Origin of the sequence: Thermococcus sp., assembly GCF_027011145.1 — an archaeon.
Classification (GTDB): domain Archaea; phylum Methanobacteriota_B; class Thermococci; order Thermococcales; family Thermococcaceae; genus Thermococcus.
Map to the genome: position 1 here is coordinate 71,304 of NZ_JALVAO010000068.1, position 22,557 is coordinate 93,860.

21 protein-coding genes are annotated in these 22,557 nt (G+C 50.6%); 8 read left to right on the top strand and 13 right to left on the bottom strand.

Annotation, left to right across the window (positions count from 1 at the left end):
* Positions 1-9 precede the first annotated feature (9 nt).
* From MVG27_RS09530 to MVG27_RS09550, 5 genes are all read right to left on the bottom strand, one after another.
* Positions 10-2,403, bottom strand: coding sequence for a CDC48 family AAA ATPase (locus MVG27_RS09530; RefSeq protein ID WP_297548094.1), 2,394 nt, complete (start codon positions 2,401-2,403; stop codon positions 10-12).
* 193 nt (positions 2,404-2,596) lie between these two features.
* Positions 2,597-3,079, bottom strand: a complete 483-nt coding sequence (locus MVG27_RS09535; RefSeq protein ID WP_297548092.1) for an Hsp20/alpha crystallin family protein — start codon at positions 3,077-3,079, stop codon at positions 2,597-2,599.
* A 378-nt stretch (positions 3,080-3,457) separates the two neighbouring features.
* Positions 3,458-4,315: an MBL fold metallo-hydrolase gene (locus MVG27_RS09540; protein WP_297548090.1), complete on the bottom strand. Its 858-nt coding sequence runs from the start codon at positions 4,313-4,315 to the stop codon at positions 3,458-3,460.
* A gap of 32 nt (positions 4,316-4,347) precedes the next feature.
* Positions 4,348-4,635 (bottom strand): hypothetical protein, encoded by a 288-nt coding sequence (locus MVG27_RS09545; protein ID WP_297548088.1) that lies wholly within the window; start codon positions 4,633-4,635, stop codon positions 4,348-4,350.
* 174 nt (positions 4,636-4,809) lie between these two features.
* The gene (locus tag MVG27_RS09550; protein WP_297548086.1) at positions 4,810-7,080 is read right to left on the bottom strand and encodes a PEGA domain-containing protein; all 2,271 of its coding nucleotides are present in this window, start codon (positions 7,078-7,080) and stop codon (positions 4,810-4,812) included.
* Between the two features lie 236 nt (positions 7,081-7,316).
* Between MVG27_RS09550 and MVG27_RS09555 the strand changes: the two genes are divergently transcribed.
* Entirely contained in the window at positions 7,317-9,005 is a 1,689-nt protein-coding gene (locus MVG27_RS09555; RefSeq protein WP_297548084.1) for a methylmalonyl-CoA mutase family protein, read from the top strand.
* A gap of 166 nt (positions 9,006-9,171) precedes the next feature.
* Entirely contained in the window at positions 9,172-9,783 is a 612-nt protein-coding gene (locus MVG27_RS09560; protein ID WP_297065380.1) for a hypothetical protein, read from the top strand.
* Here MVG27_RS09560 and MVG27_RS09565 read toward each other — a convergent pair whose 3' ends face one another.
* Positions 9,784-11,904: a restriction endonuclease gene (locus MVG27_RS09565; protein ID WP_297548082.1), complete on the bottom strand. Its 2,121-nt coding sequence runs from the start codon at positions 11,902-11,904 to the stop codon at positions 9,784-9,786.
* Positions 11,905-12,023: 119 nt separating this feature from the next.
* Between MVG27_RS09565 and MVG27_RS09570 the strand changes: the two genes are divergently transcribed.
* Positions 12,024-13,250: a phosphoglycerate kinase gene (locus MVG27_RS09570; RefSeq protein WP_297548080.1), complete on the top strand. Its 1,227-nt coding sequence runs from the start codon at positions 12,024-12,026 to the stop codon at positions 13,248-13,250.
* A gap of 8 nt (positions 13,251-13,258) precedes the next feature.
* Here the strand turns inward: MVG27_RS09570 and MVG27_RS09575 are convergent, their stop codons facing one another.
* From MVG27_RS09575 to MVG27_RS09590, 4 genes are read right to left on the bottom strand one after another with little or no spacing between them, the layout of a single operon-like run.
* Positions 13,259-14,041, bottom strand: coding sequence for an ABC transporter permease (locus MVG27_RS09575; protein ID WP_297548078.1), 783 nt, complete (start codon positions 14,039-14,041; stop codon positions 13,259-13,261).
* A complete protein-coding gene (locus MVG27_RS09580) occupies positions 14,023-14,997 on the bottom strand; it encodes an ATP-binding cassette domain-containing protein (protein WP_297548075.1) in 975 nt (324 codons plus the stop codon). Before MVG27_RS09580 ends, MVG27_RS09575 begins: the two co-directional genes overlap by 19 nt.
* Entirely contained in the window at positions 14,997-15,416 is a 420-nt protein-coding gene (locus MVG27_RS09585; protein WP_297548073.1) for a ferredoxin family protein, read from the bottom strand. The genes MVG27_RS09580 and MVG27_RS09585 overlap by 1 nt, the downstream gene beginning before the upstream one ends.
* A complete protein-coding gene (locus MVG27_RS09590; protein WP_297548071.1) occupies positions 15,413-15,865 on the bottom strand; it encodes a PadR family transcriptional regulator in 453 nt (150 codons plus the stop codon). The genes MVG27_RS09585 and MVG27_RS09590 overlap by 4 nt, the downstream gene beginning before the upstream one ends.
* A gap of 94 nt (positions 15,866-15,959) precedes the next feature.
* Between MVG27_RS09590 and MVG27_RS09595 the strand changes: the two genes are divergently transcribed.
* Positions 15,960-16,388 (top strand): ATPase, encoded by a 429-nt coding sequence (locus MVG27_RS09595; RefSeq protein ID WP_297556571.1) that lies wholly within the window; start codon positions 15,960-15,962, stop codon positions 16,386-16,388.
* On the top strand, positions 16,357-17,070 hold the full coding sequence (gene nth / locus MVG27_RS09600) for an endonuclease III (protein ID WP_297550261.1): 714 nt from the start codon (positions 16,357-16,359) through the stop codon (positions 17,068-17,070). Before MVG27_RS09595 ends, nth begins: the two co-directional genes overlap by 32 nt.
* On the opposite strand, the gene MVG27_RS09605 is transcribed toward nth, so the two are convergent.
* From MVG27_RS09605 to MVG27_RS09615, 3 genes are read right to left on the bottom strand one after another with little or no spacing between them, the layout of a single operon-like run.
* Positions 17,071-17,793, bottom strand: coding sequence for a hypothetical protein (locus MVG27_RS09605; protein ID WP_297550263.1), 723 nt, complete (start codon positions 17,791-17,793; stop codon positions 17,071-17,073).
* A 48-nt stretch (positions 17,794-17,841) separates the two neighbouring features.
* A complete protein-coding gene (locus tag MVG27_RS09610; protein ID WP_297550266.1) occupies positions 17,842-18,420 on the bottom strand; it encodes a TrkA C-terminal domain-containing protein in 579 nt (192 codons plus the stop codon).
* Positions 18,413-19,018, bottom strand: coding sequence for a potassium channel family protein (locus MVG27_RS09615; RefSeq protein WP_297468313.1), 606 nt, complete (start codon positions 19,016-19,018; stop codon positions 18,413-18,415). Before MVG27_RS09615 ends, MVG27_RS09610 begins: the two co-directional genes overlap by 8 nt.
* A gap of 85 nt (positions 19,019-19,103) precedes the next feature.
* Between MVG27_RS09615 and MVG27_RS09620 the strand changes: the two genes are divergently transcribed.
* From MVG27_RS09620 to MVG27_RS09630, 3 genes are all read left to right on the top strand, one after another.
* Positions 19,104-20,267 (top strand): magnesium transporter, encoded by a 1,164-nt coding sequence (locus MVG27_RS09620; RefSeq protein WP_297550268.1) that lies wholly within the window; start codon positions 19,104-19,106, stop codon positions 20,265-20,267.
* Positions 20,264-21,037: a sugar phosphate isomerase/epimerase family protein gene (locus tag MVG27_RS09625; protein ID WP_297550271.1), complete on the top strand. Its 774-nt coding sequence runs from the start codon at positions 20,264-20,266 to the stop codon at positions 21,035-21,037. Before MVG27_RS09620 ends, MVG27_RS09625 begins: the two co-directional genes overlap by 4 nt.
* A gap of 87 nt (positions 21,038-21,124) precedes the next feature.
* The gene (locus MVG27_RS09630; RefSeq protein WP_297468306.1) at positions 21,125-22,549 is read left to right on the top strand and encodes an acetate--CoA ligase family protein; all 1,425 of its coding nucleotides are present in this window, start codon (positions 21,125-21,127) and stop codon (positions 22,547-22,549) included.
* Positions 22,550-22,557: the final 8 nt, after the last annotated feature.

A 22,557-nucleotide genomic window follows, 5' to 3' on the forward strand; every position in this document is an offset into this window, starting at 1 on the left:
TTCGCTGGGTCACGCTCCGCGTGACTGTTTGAACTGCTCCTGTATCTTCCTGTAGTATTCCATCGTCTCTTTGCTGACGCTCGGGCCAATCTTCTTGAGGGCCTCCTCGAAGTCCTTCATAGTTACCTTGACCTTTTTCCTGATTTCGTCGGCCCTCATGCCGGGCTTGATGATGCCCTCCTGAAGTGCCCTTCTCATTGCGAGCATTGCCGCCTCTCTCACCACGGCCGCTATGTCGGCACCGGTGTAGCCCTCGGTTCTCTTCGCCAGCTCCTCGAGGCTTACATCCTCAGCCAGCGGAACCTTCCTGGTGTGCACCTTGAATATCTCCAGCCTGGCTTTCTCGTCAGGCGCTGGGACGAGTATCAGCCTGTCAAACCTTCCTGGCCTCAGCAGTGCCGGATCAATGATATCCGGCCTGTTGGTGGCACCTATAACCACTACGCCACTGTTCTCCTGAATTCCGTCCATCTCGGTGAGGAGCTGGTTGATGAGCCTGTCCGTAACGCGGTTGACGTCGGTTCCCCTGCGCGGTGCTATGGCGTCAATCTCGTCGATGAATATCACCGTCGGAGCGGCCTGGCGAGCCTTCCTGAATATCTCGCGGATGTTCTTCTCGCTCTCACCAACCCACTTGCTCAGCACTTCTGGACCCTTGATGGCTATGAAGTTGGCCTGGCTCTCGTTTGCTACGGCCTTAGCGAGCAAAGTCTTACCCGTTCCGGGCGGGCCGTAGAGGAGGATTCCCTTCGGTGGAGTGATTCCGAGTCCCTGGAAGGCCTCTGGGTATTTGAGTGGCCATTCGACTGCTTCTCTGAGTTCTTGTTTAACATCTTCGAGGCCTCCTATGTCGTCCCAGCGGACGTTTGGAACCTCGAGGAGGACTTCTCTCAACGCTGAAGGCTCGACCATCTTGAGGGCCTCATAGAAGTCCTTCCTGGTGACCTTGAGCTCCTCAAGGACTTCCCTCGGTATGTGCTCGGCCTCGAAGTCAATCTTGCCCTCCTTGATGAGCCTTCTTAGAGCTGCCATCGCGGCCTCTCTCGCTAGAGCGGCAAGGTCAGCACCGACGAATCCGTGGGTTATCTCTGCCAGCTCCTCGAGGAGAGCGTCTATGAGCCTCGCCTTGACCTCGTCGTAGAGTCTCTCGTCAACATCGCGGAGTGCCCTCTTTATCTCCTCCTCGTCCTTGGCCTTCTCGACCTTCTCTATGGCCCTGTCTATAACATCCCTGAACCTCTCGTCACCGCGGAGCTTCTCGAGTATCTCTATCACCTTGTCCCTCCTGAAGTCGGGCTCGATTGGCATTCCTCTGGTGTGTATCTGGAGTATCTCTTTTCTGCCCTGTTTGTCGGGAACGCCGACCTCGATTTCCCTGTCAAACCTTCCCGGCCTCCTCAAAGCCGGGTCAATGGCATCAGGCCTGTTGGTAGCACCTATGACTATGACCTTTCCGCGACTCTTGAGGCCGTCCATTAGCGTGAGCAGCTGGCTCACAACCCTCTTCTCAACCTCACCGTGGGTCTCTTCCCTCTTTGGAGCGATGCTGTCAATCTCGTCTATGAAGATTATCGCCGGTGCGTTCTCTTCGGCCTCCTTGAAGACTTCCCTGAGGCGCTCCTCGCTCTCACCGTAGTACTTGCTCATTATCTCCGGACCGTTGATGGCTATGAAGTGTGCATTAGCTTCGTTTGCCACGGCCTTAGCGAGGAGAGTCTTACCAGTTCCCGGCGGGCCGTAGAGGAGAACTCCCTTAGGTGGCTCGATGCCGAGCTTCTCGAATATCTCCGGGTGCTTGAGTGGGAGCTCTATCATCTCCCTGACCTTCTGGATGACGTCCTTGAGACCACCGATGTCCTCGTATGTGACTCCGAGTGTTGCAGTCTTGCTGACTTCCTTGACGGGCTTCTCACTGACCTGGAAGTCTGTGAACTCGGTTATCTGAACGATTCCGGCTGGAGTAGTTGCGGTAACGACGAAGGTCAGCTCCTGACCAAGGATTCCTATTTTTATGTAGTCTCCCCTAACGACGGGCCTCCCCACGAGCCTGCTGTGAAGCCACTCCACGAAGTCCCTGCCGAAGCGAATCGGCTCGGTTGGGGCGACGATGACCTTTTTGGCCTCCTTAACGTCGGCCTTCCTAACCGTAACCTCGTCACCAAGGCCAACGCCGGCGTTCTTCCTTATGGTTCCGTCCATTCTGATTATGTTCAGTCCCTCGTCCTCTGGGTAAGCTGGCCAGACTACAGCGGCCGTGTTCTTGGTACCAATAATCTCGACTATGTCACCCGGCTGGACGCCGAGTTCGCGCATAGCTTTTCTGTCAATTCTCACGATTCCCCTACCGACGTCTCTCTGATAAGCTGACGCGACCTTAAGCTTGATTTCCTTTCTCTCGGCCATTTTACATCACCTCCAGTTCTGTGACCGATGATTTTGATTCATCTTCTGATTTTATTTCCCGACTCCCGTCGGGGGTGTAGGGGGCAAAAGCCCCCTCGGAGTTTAAATCAAAGTGGGGGTCGTGGGGCGAAGCCCCACATCGGGGGTTTGATGGTAGAGGAAGATAAGGGGGTGTCCCCCTTGTCTTTCCTCTTCACTCAATTTTGACCTCAAATCCCTCTTCGCTCTCCTTCTTGGGGGCCTTCTTGGGCAGTTCGATTTCAAGGACGCCGTTGTTGTACCTCGCTTTGGCCTTCTCAGGAATGACCTCCTCCGGGAGCCTGATGACTCTGCGGTAGCCACTGTAGTAGCGCTCGATTCTTATCGCGCCTTCTTCTTCAAGCTCCTTCTCGCGCTTTATCTGGGCTTCAATGTAAACGGTGTCTTCAGTAACGCGGAGCTTAATGTCTTCCTTCCTGACTCCCGGGAGTTCGACCGTTATGATGAACCTGTCACCGCGGTCAAAGATGTCCACGAAGGGCTCTCTCCAGGTCTCGCTGATCCCAATTCCCCTTGGCTCGCGGTAGCTCCAGATTCTTGGCCCCCTCATGAAGTCCCTGAAGATGGCGTCAATCTCCTCCTGTATTTCCCTCATTATGTCGAAGGGGTCCCAGTAGCGGTCCCTCCTCCAGACCATCGGGCATCACCTCCCGACGGTCTTCCTTTTGGTTACCGATAGTTACTAAAAAGAGAACCCTTTATAAACTTTTCGATTTAAGATACGAGAAGTGATTAAAATTGAGACACATAACAGAAGAGCAAGCTCAAGCAGGGAGGATAGAAAAGGGTGCCCGGCTCCGGGGCATCACCCCCTTTGAGTCTTCTGCTGATTTGAGCCCATGTTCTCAGGCCACGGGAGCACTGCCACGAGCCCGCAACTTTTTCTACGTAATTCAATTCTATGTGAATATCTTCCTGTAATTAGCTAGGAATTTCGAATATATTAAGGTTTCGGTTTGATGTTTGTCCCATGCTCAAAACTCGTCAGTTTTATCATACGAAATTTGGCTATAATTCATAAATTAATTTTCTGTTTCGGAGAAATGTCAATTGCGTTGTGGCCGAGACCGTTAAGAATTCTAGCAAACTCCCGGGCAAAGCCGTAGACCGTGAAAATCCGCTCTGGCTTAACCTTCTCGACTATCCTCATTAGCTCCCAGAAGTCTGCGTGGTTGCTCAGTTTAAGTCCTCCAAAGCCCGAAACAATCAGTTCCCATGGCGATAGTGAATTCTCGACCCTTGGTGAACGGTAGGAGCGCAGAACAACTTCACCTTCGTTATCAATGTTTCCAAATTTTATTCCGAACTTCGAGTAGACCTTGGCAATCTTCAGGATTTCCCTAGAGGGCTTTACCGTTATCCCGTGAACGTCGAGTATCTTCATTACTTCCTGCGCCTTTCCCATCTGATTTACGTACAACGTGGGCCTTCTCCCCCTGTCGAGGGCTTCTTCCACAAAGGCTACGAGCTTTTTCTCTGCCTCTCTCGGCGCTGGGAAGGTAAAGCTTGGAACGCCGAACGTTGCTTCGATTATCAGAAAATCCGCCCTTGGAAACCTGCTCTTTTCTGCTGTTCTCAGCTTAAACCACTTTGTATCACCGGTGTAGAAGAGCGTCCCGTTTTCGAGCCAGAGCTTTATCCCCGCAGAGCCGAGCATATGACCGGCGGGATAGAGCTTTGCCTTGATGTCACCGATGTAAAACTTCTTTCTAAATCCAACCTCCCTGTAGAATCCGCCCTTTCTTAGGTGGCTTAGAAACTTAGTTGCCCTAGTTGCGAAGATTACCTTCCCACTCACGAAGTGGTCGCTGTGGGCGTGGCTCTGGAATGCTATCCTTGAGGAGCTGTCGAGACCTATTTCTTCAACAATCATCGGAAAAACTTTGGGGAAACGGGTTTAAAGCCTTAGACCCTGTTCAGCATACCCATCAGCGGGTAGTACACATCATCTAAGGACTCCTTTCCATCAACTGGATACTTGAAGAGAACTTCCCTGCCAGAAACGTCGAACTCCGGGCCCTCAGCCTTTCCCGGGACGAATTTAACCTCAACAACTTCAAGCATGTCAACTCCCTTGAGCAGGGCTTTCCCCACAAGCGTTCCCCGGGATATACCCCTTGAAAATACTTCCTCAAGCTTGGGTCTTAATCCAGTAACCCACTTTGAACTAGCTTTTCGTGTGAGAACTTGCATTGCATCACCTCCGCAAATTTTTCGAGAATATTGTTTACAAATCGAATCTTATTAAATTTTTGATTGGAAAATTGTCTAAAATACCAAAATTGCTTAATATTGATGGTAGAGTATTGTCATTCTACTAAACAGTCCTTCTCGAGAGTTTGGAAAAAACAGAAAAGATTATGAAAACTACCTAAGTTTCCTTAAAACGAGCAAGACCAGTAAGAGGGCTCCACCGCCAATTGGATAGAGATATGCACTGCCATTCTTGGCGTTAATGTTTGAGACCTGAGTGGTCGGTTTTTCAGTACTTGAAGGACTTTCGATTGGAGTTCCAGTTTCTGTGAATTCTGGTTTGAGATCTAGGGTAATGTTCAGAGTCTCGTTTGGCCTCAGGAGTATTTCCTTTTCATATGGCACGTATCCTTCCAATGCGAGTTTTAATACATGCTTACCTGAAAGAAGTTTGTAGTTCTTTAATGGGGTTTTTCCAACCGGCTTGCCATCTATGTAAACTTTTGCTCCCCTTGGATGAGATTCTATCCACAAATATGCATACTGAGGTTCAAGATTAACTTTGATACTTGTTGTTATCCATGCTTTTACTTCGACTTCAGTTGTGTAGTTAGCGTAGCCCTCCTTTGTCACTTTCACCCCGTACTTTCCAACAGGTATCACTAAGTAAAGTGGCGTCTTTCCGCGGTAACTGCCATTTATATAGACATCTGCTTCAGACGGGTTTGATGTGATATACAATCCACCTTCAATGGCTTTTAGTGTAGCATTAACTAATATTGTTTTATTCGGGAGTATTTCGATTGTCTTGGTGTAATTTTGATACCCTTCTTTTTCAATGGCAATCTCGTGACGTCCTGTTTGTACTTCTTTGTGTTCGATGGGTGTTTTACCGATGTAGGTGTCATCAATGTAAACTTTGGCGCCTGATGGTGTTGAATATACAGAAATGAAACCGTAGTTAGGGGTTAGGTTCACTACGAGACTTCTTTGCTCTCCGGGATATAAAACAACAGTGGTATTAAGTCTCTCATATTTTTCTTTTGTTATCCCAATTTCATACGTTCCTGATGGTAGCGATATATTAAGGGGTGTAACCCCAATGTACTTTCCGTTTATATATACTTGAGCCTTTGGAGGGTTTGAGACTATGTTGAGGATAGAGGGTGCGTATATGAGTTTGGTTTTCACATGCAATGTTGCTGGGTTGGCCAAGGAATTTTTCACCTGGACAGAAGGTGTGTCTATCTTGGCCTTAGAATCCTTGGCTTGGATTTCAATGGGTTTTCCAACAAGACCAATGCCGGTGGAGTTAAGTATGAGGCCCTGCGGGGAAACGTACAAGATTACGCCCTCTTCCTCGATGTGACCCCCTCCGAATGCTTTATCTTTATCTATTATTAATGCAGAAACGTAGGCATTCCTGAGAATGAGGCCTCTATCTACGCTCCAGTTTGAAAGCAAGACTATCCAGGAGTTTCCGTTTTCTCCGAAGTTGCTGGTATATCCTGCTAGGATAATTTTTTCATTTAGAACACCCAATCCAAGAATTCTGTCCCATTTTTTGGTCCCATATACCCAAGAGTCTATGACCTCTCCATTTTCATTGATTTCAACAACCCACCCATCTTCATTCCCACTGCCAAAACTGTATGTTCGTCCTGCTATGAGAACGTCCCCTGAATCCAGGGGAAGAACTGTCGAAATGTCATCCCATCTATTCCCTCCGTACGTTTTTTGCCACACTATGTTTCCATCTCCTGTTAATCTTAGAATCCATGCGTCCATGTCTCCGTTTCCAAAACTGCCAGTATAACCACCGACAATTATATCGTTGCTTTCGGTTATCCCCACAGTCGTTGCTACATCTATGCCCCCACCGCCGTATGTTTTCTGCCACAGAACGTTACCATCTTCATCTAAGAATAGCACCCATACGTCTGAGCTACCACTGCCAAAACTCCACGTGTACCCTACAGCTATAATCCGACCTTGAGGTGTTATCGTCAAATCGGTAATACCGTCTAAATTGTTGCCTCCATATGTTCTTTGCCATATTATCCTCCCATCGTCGTTGCTTAACTTGAGAACCCAAGCATCCCCGTTGCTCCCGAAGCTTTTGGTGTATCCTGCCACTACAATCTCTCCATCTGGGGTTATTCCTACTGCCGTTGCACCGTCGTCTGAGGGTCCTCCATAGCTTCTTGCCCAGATAACGTCACCCGTTTGGTTAAGTTTCATAACGAAGGCATCTTTGCTTCCGCTTGAGTTACTGTAACCAACTGCGATTATATATCCTCCCGGGGATATTGCTATGTCTTTGATTATTGCTGTTCCTGCTATGCTATAGGTCTTGGCCCAATATGGAAACCCCATTGCTAACGTTGGGGCTATTATCATGGGAACAGTAAAGATAGCAATAAGCAAACTCAATTCTCTTTTCATAGCTCATCCCCGGCGGTAAGTATTGTGATATTTTTGAGTTTGCTATTTTAAACTTTAAATTTAAATATTTTATGAATTAGTTTGAAACAAAAACTTAATCAAATTTTATTGGCTACTCTTATGCATTTCTAGTGCCCTCTGCCTTAAACTGGACTTTTTATCCAATGCCAAAATGAACCTTGAGCTATGTAAAAGGTTTTTATAGTTCTCCACCCTACCCTAAGCGGTGGTTGATTATGACATTCGATAAGGAAAAGCTCGCCAAGATTCGCGAGGAGGAGAAGCGCTGGGAGGAAACCACCGTCAGAAAGTTCATCGAGAAGAGGCCCGAGAGAAAGGAGAAGTTCATGACGGATGACGGCTTCGAGATTAAGAGGCTCTACACTCCCGCTGACCTCGGCGAGGACTGGGATTATCTCGAAAAACTCGGCTTTCCCGGCGAGTATCCGTTCACGAGAGGCGTTTACGCCACGATGTACCGTGGCAGGTTCTGGACCATGAGGCAGTACGCCGGTTACGCGACCGCGGAAGAGAGCAACAAGCGCTACAAATACCTCCTCAGTCAGGGCCAAACAGGACTGAGCGTTGCCTTTGATTTACCGACCCAGCTCGGCTACGACAGCGACCACCCGATGGCGGAAGGCGAGGTCGGTAAGGTGGGAGTTGCGATTGATTCCCTCTGGGACATGGAGATACTCTTCGACGGAATTCCTCTCGACAAGGTTTCCACGAGCATGACGATAAACTCAACAGCTGCAAACCTTCTTGCGATGTACATTCTCGTTGCCGAAAAGCAGGGTGTTACTCAGGACAAGCTCCGCGGAACCGTTCAAAACGACATTCTGAAGGAGTACATCGCACGTGGCACCTACATATTCCCGCCCCAGCCCAGCATGAGGCTTACAACTGATATCATAATGTACTGTGCCGAGAACATTCCGAAGTGGAACTCGATAAGCATAAGCGGTTACCACATCCGCGAAGCGGGAGCAAACGCCGTCCAGGAGGTTGCCTTCACCCTCGCTGACGGTATCGAGTACGTTAAGGCCGTTATTGACCGCGGTATGGACGTTGACAAGTTTGCAGGAAGGCTGAGCTTCTTCTTCAACGCCCACAACAACTTCCTTGAGGAGATTGCAAAGTTTAGAGCGGCCAGAAGGCTCTGGGCCTACATCATGAAGGAGTGGTTCAATGCCAAGAACCCGCGCTCGATGATGCTCCGCTTCCATACCCAAACAGCGGGCTCAACGCTCACCGCCCAGCAGCCCGAGAACAACATTGTTAGGGTTGCGATTCAGGCCCTCGCCGCTGTCCTCGGAGGAACGCAGAGTTTGCACACCAACAGTTACGATGAAGCGCTGAGTCTTCCAACGGAGAAGAGCGTGAGGATAGCCCTAAGGACCCAGCAGATTATAGCCTATGAGAGTGGCGTTGTTGACACCGTTGACCCGCTCGGCGGTGCCTATTACATCGAGTGGCTCACCGACCACATCTACGAGGAGGCGCTAAAGTATATCGAGAAGATTCAGAAGATGGGCGGAATGATGAGGGCAATCGAGCGCGGTTACATTCAGAAGGAGATAGCCGATGCAGCCTATAAGTACCAGAAGGAAATCGAGGAGGGTAAGAGGATAATCGTCGGCGTCAACAAGTTCCAGACCGACGAGCCGATTGAGGTTGAGATACTCAAGGTCGACCCGAGCATCAGGGACAAGCAGATTGAGAGGCTCAAGAAACTCCGCTCAGTAAGAGATAGCAAAAAGGTAGAAGAATCACTTGATAAACTTAGGAACGCGGCCGAGACCGAGGATGAAAACCTTATGCCCTACATCATCGGGGCCCACAGGCATTTGGCGACGCTCGGCGAAGTTACAGACGTCCTGAGAGAGGTCTGGGGCGAGTATAGAGCACCGCTGATATTCTGATTGGGCTTTTTAGCTCCAAATATTTTTTGGTTCTATTTACATTTACTTCCTTTTAGTAAAGTTTTTTCCGAGATTTTTTGAAGGATATTCGAAACATTAGCTGGATATCCAGAAGAATAGAAGGGTTTTTAAACCGTTGGCCTGAGCGTCCTTTGGTGATGGGAGGGTGAAGTTCAAGGGTAAAGCCTTTGGCAACGTCGTGAGGATTGAGTTCGACATACTCACCCTCGGCGAGCTTAAGATTGAGGATTTGAGAGACTTTGACGTTGATTCCCTTAAGATAGAGCTCAAGCCGACCTCATCTGGTATAAAGGTCATCGGTATATGGGAGGGGCCCGTTGAGAAAGCCGGAGAGGGTATAAAGAAGGCCCTCGAAGAGAGTTACAAGCTCCGCGAGAGGATTCTGAACAGGATTAGGAGCAAAACCGAGGCGATACGCTCGACCATGCTCCAGCTCGGCTTCAAGGAGGCCGTTGAAGGCTACGGAAGCGTCCTCCGCTTCGTCAAGAAGGTCGGCCCCTACGAGATAGTCGTCGTCGCTTCAACCACCGATGAAGTGGTCCGCGTAGAGGTCTACGGTAATGAGGGCAAAATCCTCAGCCCGGAACTCGAGAGCATCTTTGAGGACGTGGAGGTTGAAGAGCTCGAAATTTACGACTTCGACGACGGAAAGGAGGAGAGGCTGGTAATAAACCTCGAGATACCGCGCAACGAGGACAAACCCGAGAAGAAGATAGTGGAAGCAATAAAGATGATAGAGAACATGCTAATGACGTAGTCACTTGTACTTGCTCTCCAGCTGGAGCTGTTTGAGTTTCGCAGTCAGGCCCTTCATTGGGGCTCTGTCCTCGCTTATTATCTTCCCTGTTCTCGTGTCGATTCTGGCATAGTAGAAGTGCTCCCTCCCTGCGACCTTTATGTGAACATAGTTCTGCTCCTTGTAGTGGGTTAGCCTCTCAGTTCTCAGCTCGGTTTCGCCGTAAATCTTCCTTACGTGCTCGTGGAATCTGTTCTCAAGGGCAACCTCGGTGAAACGAACGTCCGTTTCCTTAACTTCTCCTGTCTTCCTGTCAAGAACCAGCGTCCCCACCTTCGTTCCACCCTGGAACTCGGCAATCCAGTCCTTCTCAAGTCTCAGGGACTTTAACTCGGCCGTCTCGTCTATTTCCTTTATTTTCTCAAGGGCTATGTCCCTGGCAACGTTCTCACGCAGTGCTCTGTCGATTTCCTCAACGAGCTTTCCGTCCTTGCTGACCCTGACCTTCACGAGGTGCCTCTCGTTCTCGGCGGTAACGACGTAGGAGGCCTCTTCCTCCTCCAATTCTTTCACTTCAAAATCGGGATATTTTTCCTTCACGATTTCCCTGGCCTTTTCAGGGCTTATCTCGACGACGTAGTCCAGGACATCCCTCGTTGCCCCGTCCACCTTGACAACGGCCCTTCCACCTTCGCCTTCAAGCTCGAGCTCGAGAAACTTGTGTTCAATCACCCGGCATTCGGTTAGCCAGAGGTTCCTCAGCGGGAAGTTCTCCTCTATGATTTTTCTTGCGTTCTCCAGGGCTTCTTCCGGTGAGGGGAGTTTCCTGACTTCCTTCAGGGTTCCATTCTCAAGGTTCACCTCAACGACCACTATGCCGTCCCTCAGTTTTATGTCAGCCACTGCAATCTTCTTGCCCTTTTCAAGACTCAGGATTTCGCCATCGGGGTATTCTTTCGACAGGAGCTCCTTCAGGGCCTCGTCGGTTAGAAGGGTCTCAGCTACTAGGGGTTTTCCAGTGTAGGCGTTGAACTTGAACTCAAAGACAAAACGTTCCGTTTTGCCGGTCACTTTTACCTTCCAGCCTTCCTTGGTGAGCTCTATTTCGACAGGTTCTTCCCCCGTGCGTTTTTTCACGAGTTCCCTGACGGTTTCCTCAAAGTGCTCCTCAGGGAGGGGCTCCATTTCGAATTCAACTTCGCCAGTTACGGGATTGACCCTGGCTTTCCCCTCGTTTTCGCCGATTTGGAGCTCGACCTCAACGCTTTCCGGAACGTAGACCTTTTTTCTGTCCTGTATCCTGACCTGGCCTTCCGTAACGCCGAGTTCTTTCGCCAGCCTTTCCTTCAGGATTACCACGGATTCGCTGGGGCTTATGGGGTTTATTATCTCCCTCTCCGTGGCCTTTATTTTTGATGTGTCGTTGAGAAGGGCCTTTTTAACCGGGGTTGCCAGCCCACTCGAGAGGGCCTTGGGGATAACCTTCTCCTTTGAGAACACAACGGCCTTGTCGCGCTCGTTCCTCTCATCAACGCTCCACGAGAGGATGTACGCACTCGTGAGAATGACCTTCATTGATTTTATCCGGATTTCAGAGGGCTTGACTGGATATTCAGCACTGGCCTTCTTCGCTATGAGGTTGGTTATTTCATCAGGAGAGAACTCGTAGAGAAGGGGTGCATCCAGTTCAAACTCCTCGAGGGGGCTCTTTTCTTCTTCCTTCTTTTCAGCCTCCTCAATCTTAGGGGCCTCTATGCCGTAGTTGGAGAAGGTAACGGCAAGCTTGTCGGCGTCCCACATCACTATCCTTCCGCGGTATTCCTTGGCAACGGTACTTCTCGCGTCCTTTGTGAAGCCTATTGGCGCGATTATTATTCCCCTGTCGGCCTTATATTTGTCGAGGAGATCGCCGAAGACGTTTATGTCCTTTGATGAAGCAAGAGAATCTGAGTGGACTTTTATTATCAGCTTCTCCATTCCAGCGATGGGGTCCTCTCTTATTGCAACTATATCAATGCCCCATCTATTTCTATCGCTGACCCGCTCGTAGTTTTTGAAGCCCATTCTGCTTAGAACTTCAATGATATATTCAATGAGCTTCTCACGTGGGAGCTTTCTCACGAGTTGGGCCGTCCAGTTCATGTTCTTCACCTTCCGGGGAAATACGAATCCCTATAATAAGGTACTTCGCCCTAGGATCCACCGATAGTGTCCAAACAAGCTTTATTAATGCTAATATTTAACACTTTCCCGGTGATACAATGTTCAGGCTCACGGACTTCAACTTTCACAACAAGACCGTGTTTCTCAGGGTTGATTTGAACTCTCCAGTTGAGAACGGTAAGATTACGAGCGACGCGCGCTTTAGGGCTGTTCTACCGACGGTAAAGCACCTCGTTGAAGACGGTGCTAAGGTCGTAATCGGAACCCACCAGAGCAGGCCCTACAAGGGCGACTACATAACGACGGAGCAACACGCGGAAATACTGTCGGAGCTCCTCGGCCAGGAGATTGAGTACGTCGAGGACATCTTCGGAAAGCTCGCAAGGGATAGAATAAGGTCGTTGAAGCCCGGCGAGGTTCTGATGCTTGAAAACCTTCGCTTCTCAGCAGAGGAAGTTTTTTACAAGCCCATTGAGGATTGCGAGAAAACGTTTTTTGTTAGGAAGCTCGCCCCGCTCATAGACTACGTCGTCAACGACGCCTTTGCAACGGCTCACAGGAGCCAGCCATCGCTCGTTGGCTTCGCGAGGCTAAAACCAATGGTTATGGGCCATCTCATGGAGAAGGAAATTAACGCACTCAGCAGGGCATACGAGAGCGATGAAAAGCCAAGGGTTTACGTGCTCGGCGGTGCCAAGGTCGATGATTCCCTTCGCGTTGCCGAGAACGTCCTGAGAAATGAAAAGGCCGACATGATTCTCACCGGCGGTCTCGTTGGTCACGTCTTTACGCTTGCAAAGGGCTTCAACCTCGGCGATGCAAACCTTGAGTTCATGGAAAAGAGAGGCCTTCTGGAGCTTGTTGACTGGGCAGAGAGAATCCTTGATGAGTTCTACCCCTACGTGAGAACACCCGTGGATTTTGCAATCGATAGAAATGGAGAGCGCGTTGAGGTTGACCTCCTCAGTGACGAGAAGTGGCTCTTTGATCATTATCCAATCCTCGACATAGGCTCCCGAACCGTTGAGAAATACCGCGAAATTCTCATGAAAGCGAAGATAATCGTCGCCAACGGCCCGATGGGTGTCTTTGAAAGGGAGGAGTTTGCAGTGGGAACGGTTGGCGTCTTCAGGGCCATAAGCGAGAGCGAAGCCTTCAGCGTAGTTGGTGGTGGTCACTCGATAGCGAGCATTTACCGGTACAACATAACGGGCATAAGCCATATCTCCACCGGGGGAGGGGCAATGCTGAGTTTCTTCGCTGGAGAAAAGCTTCCTGTGCTTGAAGCCTTTAGAGTAAGCTACGAGATTTTCAAAAAGAAATAAACGTTTCCTCAGTCGAGGGTGGCCCTCCTGAATCCGAGTGCTGCCATTCCTGAGAAGACCAGCGCGAGAGCTCCCAAAACCAGCCAGTCGGTTGCCATGCCGAATGTTGGCTCAACACCGGCCAGATAATATCGCGTTCCGTCCACCGCATACGTCAGGGGGTTGAACTTCGCCAGCCACTGCATCCAATTGGGCATTGTGCTAACCGGATAGAAGGCACCGCTGAGGAACGTCATTGGGAGCATGAGCATCATTATGACCATCTGGAAGCCCTCCATACTGTTCATCCTGAGGGCTATGGCCACTCCCATGCCTGCGGTGGCAATACCCAGGAGAAAGCCCAGTCCCAGCGAGGGTAAAATCCCGGTGAGCTTTAGCTTTGCAAGGGCGAAGCTCAGGGTAAGGATTATGACCCCTTGGAGCATTGCGACAATCGCCCCTCCAGTTATCCTCCCCGCTATTGCCTCCGTCCTGCTCGCTGGAGCGACGAGAATCTCCTTGAGGAAACCGAACTGCTTATCCCAGATTAAGGTTATCCCCTGCATAAAGCTCATGTTGAAGACCGTCATCGCTATAATCCCCGGCACGAGGTAGGTCATGTAGTCAACGCCACCGAAGAGCTGAGTTGCCAGGGGGTTGTTGAAGACCCCAGACCAGCCCTTGCCGAAGAAAATCAGCCAGATTAGAGGGTTGATTACACTCCCAATGACCCTTGCCCGGGAGCGGGAGAACCTCTTCAGCTCGCGGTATACCATTGTGAGAAAGACCCTCCTCACCTCAGACGCCCCCATCTCCTCATGATACCTTTGAGGGGATTTTCCTCCCCATCCCTGATTTCCCTCCCGGTCAGGTGCAGGAAAACGTCATTGAGTGTGGGCCTGTGGTAGGTTACCTCGGTTATCTTGAGGTTCATCTCCTTAGATACCTCGAAGAGCTTGGGTAAAGCCTCTGCGGCGTTGTCCACATCGAGACGGACCCTTCCGTCCGGGAGAACCCTGCAACCCTTCACGAATTCGGCCTCAATGCATTTGGCCCTTTCCTCGAACCTCAGATAAATCACATCGTTTCCCACGAGGCGCTTCAGCTCCTCGGCAGTGCCCTCCGCAATTATCCTTCCCCTGTCTATTATCGCTATTCTGTCTGCAAGCAGTTCCGCCTCGTCCATGTAATGCGTCGTCAGAAATATCGTGACCCCCTTTTCCCGCTTCATGGTCCGTATATAGTCCCAGATGTGCGCTCTCGTCTGGGGGTCGAGGCCTATCGTCGGCTCGTCGAGGAAAAGAACCTCCGGCTCGTGGAGAAGGGAGCGCGCTATCTCAAAGCGCCTCTGCATTCCCCCAGAAAAGAACTTAAGGGGTCTATCTCTGAACTCCCAGAGCTCAACAAACTGGAGGAGTTCCCTGCCCCTGTCCCTTATCTCCTCCCTGCTTAGACCGTATATCATGCCGTGAATGAGAAGGTTCTCCCACGCCGTTAGTTCCCTGTCAACGCTTGGCTCCTGGAACACGATTCCTATTCTCTTTCTGACTTCCTCAGGTTCTTCAACAACGTCGTGGCCGGCAACGACCGCTTTCCCGGAGGTAGGCCTTAATAGGGTTGTCAGGACGTGAACCGTCGTTGTTTTTCCGGCACCGTTCGGCCCGAGGAACGCGAAGACTTCTCCCTTCTTGACCCGGAAGCTCACTCCCCGAACGGCTTCAAAGTCCCCGTAGCGCTTGACGAGATTCTCAACTATTATTGCGTCCATCAGACCACCCCGTATTTCTCGGGCCAGTTGTTGCGCTTGAACCTCTCGCCGTGCTCCTTTCTGAACACGAACTTCAGGCCGTACCTCTTCTTGAAGGGAAGTTTTAGCGTGTTGTAGATTAGGGTTATGGCCGGGTGCTTAACGGGGTTCTCAACGGGTCTAAGGGCCCCGGTGGGACATGCCTGGACGCAGATGTAGCACTTTCTGCAGTTTTCGGGGTGCGCCATGAAGGGCCTGAGGCGAACTTTGTACCTGACCCCAAAGAGGCTCACCTTCATCGGCACTACTTCCCAGATTTTGTCGCTGAATGGACAAACGTAGATGCACTCATCACCGCCGCCGCATATCGGGTAGTGTATCACCAGAGGGGCCGTTTCTTTCATCTTCTCGTAGTACTCCTTCCAGTCGGGGACGCTCATACCCTCTCACCGAGAAGAAGGAGTTTTATTTTGCGGGCACACTCACGGAACGTGCTTTCCAGCTCTTTCCTCTGGGCTTCGTTCAGGCTGTTGATGTTCTTGAACAGCTCCTTGAAAGCCTCCTTGAGTTCTTCTCCCCCGAGTTCCAGAAATGCCTTGTACGCGAGGAGCTTCCTTTTTATGTCCTCAAGTTCCTTCTCGTTTTTCTTCAGATACTCGATACCCCTCTCGGTTATTTGGTATGTCTTTCTGTCCCTCTCGCCGGTTTCCACCACCTTAATGAGACCGCTTCTCTTCAGTGATGAGAGAATTGGGTAAACAGTTCCGGCGCTCAGCTTGACCCCGTACAGTCTCTCGACTTCCGCCATTATGCCGTAGCCGTGGTTTGGATTCTTCAGCAGGTCGAGGATTATGAGTTTGAGGGCTCCCTTGACGTAGGGCTTCTCCATAGGATCACCTTATATATCGAACGACATATCGTTTAAAAGATTTTTGGCACTAAGCTTTTTCTTCTGAACGGATAAGTGTTTACCGGGTGATATCATGAGGCTCGTTCTCAAGCCACTCTTTGAGGCAGAGCTAACACCCGACTTCACCGAGGTAATAAAGAGCAAGCTCCTTGGGAAAGAAGTGAAAACCGGTGAGGAAGTCGTTGTTGAGATTATTGGGGAGCCCCTAAGGTTCAAGGTTTTACTTGCCGAGCCGTCCCCACTCAGGGTTACGAATTCCACGAGGATAGAATTCTCGACGAGGGACCTTGATGTGGTTAACGTGGAGTTCGAGAAGGAAGTTGAAGACGTTATAACCTTCGGGAAGGGTTTTGTTGTGGTCCTCGGAAACGAGGTTGTTGTCCTCTCAAAGGACGGACAAAAGGTTTATAGCGAGGAATTCAAGCCCCTTAAAGGAATTAGGGTAACCGAAGATTCGGTGGTGGTAATCCATGGCTCGGGAATCAAAATCATTAGACCTTAGCGCCTTTACCTTCGACGAAAGCTGGGAGGAGAAAAAGAAACGCGCCGGGAAAATAGTTGAACTCCTCATGAAAACCTATCCGAGGGAGAAACTTCTCATAGGAGACCCTTACAGGACTTTAATCCACTGCATAATTTCCCAGCGGATGAGGGATGAGGTTACCTACCGGGTCTGGGAGGAACTCTTCAAAAAATACCGTGACATCGAGACGATAGCCTCAACGCCGGTAGAGGAGATGCAGGAATTCCTGAGAAAACAGGGCGTTGGCCTATGGAAGACCAAGGGTGAGTGGATTGTCAAAGCTTCCCGGATAATCCTCGAGAAGTACAAGGGAAAGGTGCCCGACGACATACACGAGCTCATGAAGTTGCCGGGCATAGGGAGGAAGTGCGCCAACATCGTTCTGGCGTATGGCTTTGGGAAGCAGGCCATACCTGTTGACACCCACGTCAACAGGATAAGCAAGCGCCTTGGCCTGGCCCCGCCGAGGGTTCCGCCGGAGAAGGTTGAGGAGTATCTAAAGGAGCTGGTTCCAAAGGACAAGTGGATTTACGTGAACCACGCGATGGTTGACCACGGTAGAACTGTGTGCAAGCCGATAAAACCGAAGTGCAATGAATGTCCCCTCAGGGAACTCTGTCCCTACGCTAAGGGGCTGGTAAAAGATGAAGATATAAAGTAGCTACCGGTCGGAGTTCATTCCGCGGAATCTCAGCTCGACTGGAACCTTAACTGTTGTTTTCATTTTTTCGGCCGTGAAGGTGCCTTTTCTGACGAGGTACTCGATTATCACGCGGAACGTCACATTACCTGAGTAGTGGGGAGGGTTACCATCAACGTTGAAGTCGGGCCAGGTGTAGAAGACAAGTTTTCCGCCCCAGTTGTACCTTTGAAGAATTGCCTCCATGCAGGCCTCTTTGTTGGGGTCAGTGCCGGGGCAGGAAGGTTTCACTGCATAGGGACCCTCAGTAGCTTTGAAATATACAAAGCCGGTATACTCATCGGGAAGAAAATCGCCAAGCCAGATGTTTTTTCCGGCCAGCATGTCGACGGTGACCCTCGTTACTTCCACTGACCTGGATTTTGAACGGACTTTGACTCCGAGGAGGCCATCAACAAGAACCTCCCTGCCATCGACCGTTTTAATAGCCTTTGACTCAAGAGTGGTGGACACTTCAATGTATCTTCCGCTGTATTCCCTCTGCATTGTTCCAATGAGGGTCCAGTTTCCAAGGACGGAGGAAAGAACATTTCCATTAATTTCAAAGAGAACGGGCTTTAAAGTCACATTTTGAGTGAAAGAACTCGTAACAAATGGGTTTTCATGAATCAGCGAGAGAGAGTAGGCTGTTATAGTTACAACCGCAATAACAATGATAAATGCTTTTCTCCCCTCCGTGGGCATGTAATTAAAACAACTTCAAAGAATAAAAAGGTTTTGCATCTAAAGTAGTTACTCCTCTTCCTCCACTTCTTCCCCTGCCAGCTTCCTGAGCTTGTCCATGTCGGAGCTCACCGCTATTAGAACGTCGCCTTCTTCGATGGTGTCCTTCCTTCCGGGGTTGTATATGTACCTCTCACCGCGCTTTATGGCCAGAATCCTCGTTCCAATCTTGCTTGGTAGTTTAAGCTGTTCCAGTGTCTTCCCGATGAGAACCGAGCCGGGCCTAACGGTGACCCTGCCGAGCTCCTCTTCTGTGTCCTCCATTATCTTCTGGATTATTGGGTGGGGCTCGATGTCGCGGAGTATTATGTCGGCTATGCCGTAGGCTGCGTCACTTATGCGCTCGTTGATGTCCGCCAAATCTATGATGCTCAACAAGCTTTCGGGGTCTTCCTCCTTCTTTGCGAGGCGGAGGGTTAGCTTCTTGACCTTCAAAGTCAGGTCGTCCATCTTCTCCTCAAGTAGATATACTTCCTCCGCTATGTCCTCGCTGTTGTACATGACCGATGAGAAGGCCAGGTCAATCATCAACGCCGACAAATCCTTCATCTCGACGAGGCAGTTCCTAATCTCCTCAACTTCACTCATTGGGCATCACCTTGATGTTCCCCCTCGCTATCTCCTTCAGGTAATCAAGGGCCGTTCTCGTTCCCCTGCCGATGAGGATGTCGTTGGGGAATATCTTCGTGTCCTCGTCCGGGTCGAAAATCCAGCGCTTTCCGCGCCTTATTGCTATTATTCTGACTCCTGTGTTCGTTGCCAGGTCGAGCTCCTCAAGGGTCTTGCCCACGAGGATTGACTCCGGGGAGACGACGATTTTGCCTATCGTTTCCTCGCTCTCAAGGATTACCTCCGTAATCAGGGGGTGAAGCTTTTCCTCAAGAACCATCTTTGCCAAATCACCAGCGGCGTTGGAGATGTCGTCTATCGACCTTGCCATCTGGAGGATTGAAGTTATCTGTTCCGCCTCCTTCATGTTCCTCGCTGCCAAAACTGCCCTGACTGTGAGGTTGTAGTTGAGTATGTCCAAGTATTCCTCAAGCTCCAAGACTTCCTCGGCCATCTCCTTTTCCCTGAAGAGAACCGCCGAGTAGGCCAAATCAATCATGAGCTCAGCGGTATTCTTCATCTCAACAAAAATATCCTTGACGTTCTTTGGAACTTCAACCTCGTCCCATTCTTCCACTCCCTCGTCACCGGGCTTAACTTGGGTGAACGCCTATTTAACTTTTCGGCCAAACGTTTAAATTCTTCCCCTCAAGCTCTCTTAGATGTCGTTTGGTGACAAAGTTCAAAGCGCTTTCAAGGTGTCCCTGCCTTCGCTGATAGTCTCGTTAGTCATAGGTTTCTTCGGTGGGACATTCCTCGGAAAGTACCTCGACAGAATAAGGCGCGATTACCCGGGACTGCTCGTTATCCTGCCGGGAATGATGGGCCTTAGGGGTAACGTCTTCAGCTCGATGGCTTCGCGCTTTTCCACGATGCTTTACCTCGGTGAGCTGAAGCCCTCCGTTAAAGACAGGAAGGTTCTCGAAAACGTCGTCATAGCGATGCTCCTCTCCCTTATTCCGGTAACGCTCCTATGGGCGATTGGTGTAATCAGGGGCGTTCGTTATCACGCCATCGAGATTCTCTTCATAGTAATAGGCTCGACGATACTTGTTTCGCTAATCCTCGGCTACTTCACCGCTGGAATAACGATACTCGCTTTCAGGCGCGACGTTGACCCGGACAGCCTTGCAGCGCCGTTGGTCGCTTCGATGGGTGACCTCCTCACTATTCCAACCCTCGTAGGGTTCATTCTCCTCCTTGAGAGAAACTCGATGGAGTTCTGGGCTTTGAACGGCTTTTCCGTTCTCATGCTGTTTTTCCTTTTGGCATTTTCACGCGTCGGTCCCTCGAAGTTCAAGGAGTATAAGCAACTCTTCACGACGGTAACGGCCTTAGCGATGTTGAGCCTGGTTTCCGGCTTCACCTTAGAGCGCTTCAGCGGACTGATAGCTTCGAGCGTAATCCTTGGCTTCGCTTATCCCTCCATACTCAGCTCCTTTGGAAACTACGGCTCAATCATAGCCGCGAAGACCTCGACGAAGCTCAACCTTGGAGAAATTAGAGGATACCTTTCGAGGGAACCGTTTGAGGAAATTTTTGCACTGCTCCTCACAACCCCAATAATCGGGCTCTTCATAAACCTCTTTAGCCTTGCAATCGCCTACCTCCTCCTGAGGGAAGAGCCAAGGTTCGCTTTTGAACTCGCCTTAACGTATCCGTTCATGGCACTCTTTATAATGCTCTACGCCTACTCAATCTCCTACGTTCTCTTCCAGCACAACATTGACCCCGACAGCGTCGCGATTCCGCTGATAGCGAACAACAGCGACATTTTCGGCACGATATACGTCGTGTTGATAGCTAAGATGATGGTGGGAGCATGATTGGGCTTTCGATGACGTCTTACAGGGGTAGAACTCTTAGGGAGTTCGAGGACTGGCTGGAACGGGTGGAGGAACTCGGCTTCGACTTCGTTGAGCTGGTGAGTGAGTGGCCCAACTTCCTCACAAGGGAAACGTGGAAGACCTACGCCGACGTTCTCGGGAGCTTTGACATAGGAGTTACCGTCCACGCGCCCTTCAGCGACGTTAACGTGGGCTCTCTCAACGAAAAAATAAGGCGAGCTTCCCTCGAAGTCCTCAGGGAAACCCTCGACGTTGCCTCCAACCTAAATGCCCTCGTGGTTACGGTTCACCCCGGCCACTGCTCTCCCGCGAGCAGAAGGTTCCACGGAGACTACAACAGGGTTCATAAAAGCTCCCTCCGCGAGCTTGAGAGGTATTCAAGCGAGTTCGGGGTTCCAGTAGGGGTTGAGAACATGCCGAGCTTTCCAATCCTCGATGCTCAGATGCCGGAGAGACTGGCAGAGCTTTTGGAGGAAACTGACTTGGGCGTTACTTTTGACATAGGACATCTCAACACCGTCGGTTTTCCCTTTGAGAGGTTCTTGGAACTGCTCGGGAAAAGAATTGTCCACGTACATCTCCACGACAACTCCGGTGAGAGCGACGAGCACCTGCCTCTTGGAAATGGAACGATTCCGTGGAAGAAAGTTTTGCCCTGGCTGAGGGATTTCACGTGGGCCCTCGAGGTTACAGGCATTGAGGACGCCCGGGTGAGTCTGGGCTTTTTAAGGGCCATTGATGAGCTTTGAAGTTCATTGAGGTTCACTTTTACAAAACGCAACCCTTTTATACATGCCCACCGAAAAAACTCCCGGAGAACTTCTGGGGGGAAGCGCATGGCGGAGAAGATAGTTGAGGAGCTCAGGCCCTTCTTCGATCCGAAGGCGGTCGCTATCATCGGTGCAACCAACAAAAAGGGAAAAGTGGGAAACGTCATCTTTGAGAACTTTAAATCCAACAAGGAGCGCGGGATTTTCAAGGGAAACATCTATCCCGTGAACCCCAAGCTCGACGAGATTGATGGCTACAAGGTCTATCACAGTGTTGAAGAGCTCCCCGATGACACTGATTTGGCTGTAATCTCGATTCCCGCTCCCTTCGTTCCGGACACCATGAGACAGATAGCCAAGAAGGGCATTAAAGCCGTCATAATCATCACCGGTGGTTTTGGAGAGCTCGGCGAGGAGGGCAAGAAGCTCGAACGCGAAATCTACGAAATAGCGAAGGCCCACGGCATCAGGATAATTGGCCCCAACTGTGTCGGCGTTTACGTTCCAGATACGGGCGTTGACACCGTCTTCCTGCCTGAGGAGAAGATGGACAGGCCCAAGAGCGGGCCGATTGCCTTCGTCAGCCAGAGCGGTGCCTTTGCCGCTGCGATGCTCGACTGGGCCGCTGGAGCGGGCATAGGAATCGGCAAGATGGTCAGCTACGGCAACAAGCTCGACGTTGACGATGCCGATTTGATGGACTACTTCATCCACGACGATGAGATAAAGGTCGTCACCTTCTACATCGAGGGCGTTAAGGACGGAAGGAAGTTCATGGAGAGCGCTAAGAGAATAACAAAAGTCAAGCCTGTCATCGCTTTGAAGAGCGGAAGAACTGAATACGGTGCTAAAGCTGCGTCAAGCCACACCGGCTCATTAGCGGGAGCGGACGCAATTTACGACGCGGTCTTCAAGCAGACCGGAATAATCAGGGCCGAAGACTTCGAGCACATGTTCGACCTGGCCAAGGCCTTTGCGGAACTCGTTCACAAGCTCCCGAAGGGAGACAGGATAGGCATAATCACCGACGGCGGTGGCGCTGGAGTCATGGCGAGCGATGCCGTTGCCAAATTCGGTCTCAAGATGGCCGAGCTGAGCGAGGAAACCAAGAAGTTCCTCAGGGAGAGGTTCCCGCCACATGCCGTTGTCGGCAACCCGACGGATGTTGTAGGAGACACCGACGCCGAGCGCTATAGAATAGCCCTCGAGGCATTCACAAAGGACCCGAACGTCGATGCGATAGTGGTTATTGTCCTCTTCCAGGTGCCCCTCCTTGAGGAGGAGAAGGTCATAGAGATAATAGCCGACTACCAGAAGAAGAGCGACAAGCCGATTGTGGCCGTTGCCATGGGTGGAAGGAAGACCGACCGCTACGCGAGAATGCTTGAGGAGAGGGGCGTTCCCGTTTATCCGACCCCCGAAAGGGGCGTTCGCGCCCTAGCCGGTCTCGTCAGGTATGCTCAGTATCTGAAAAAAGTTAAAGGAGACTGAAGCGGGTG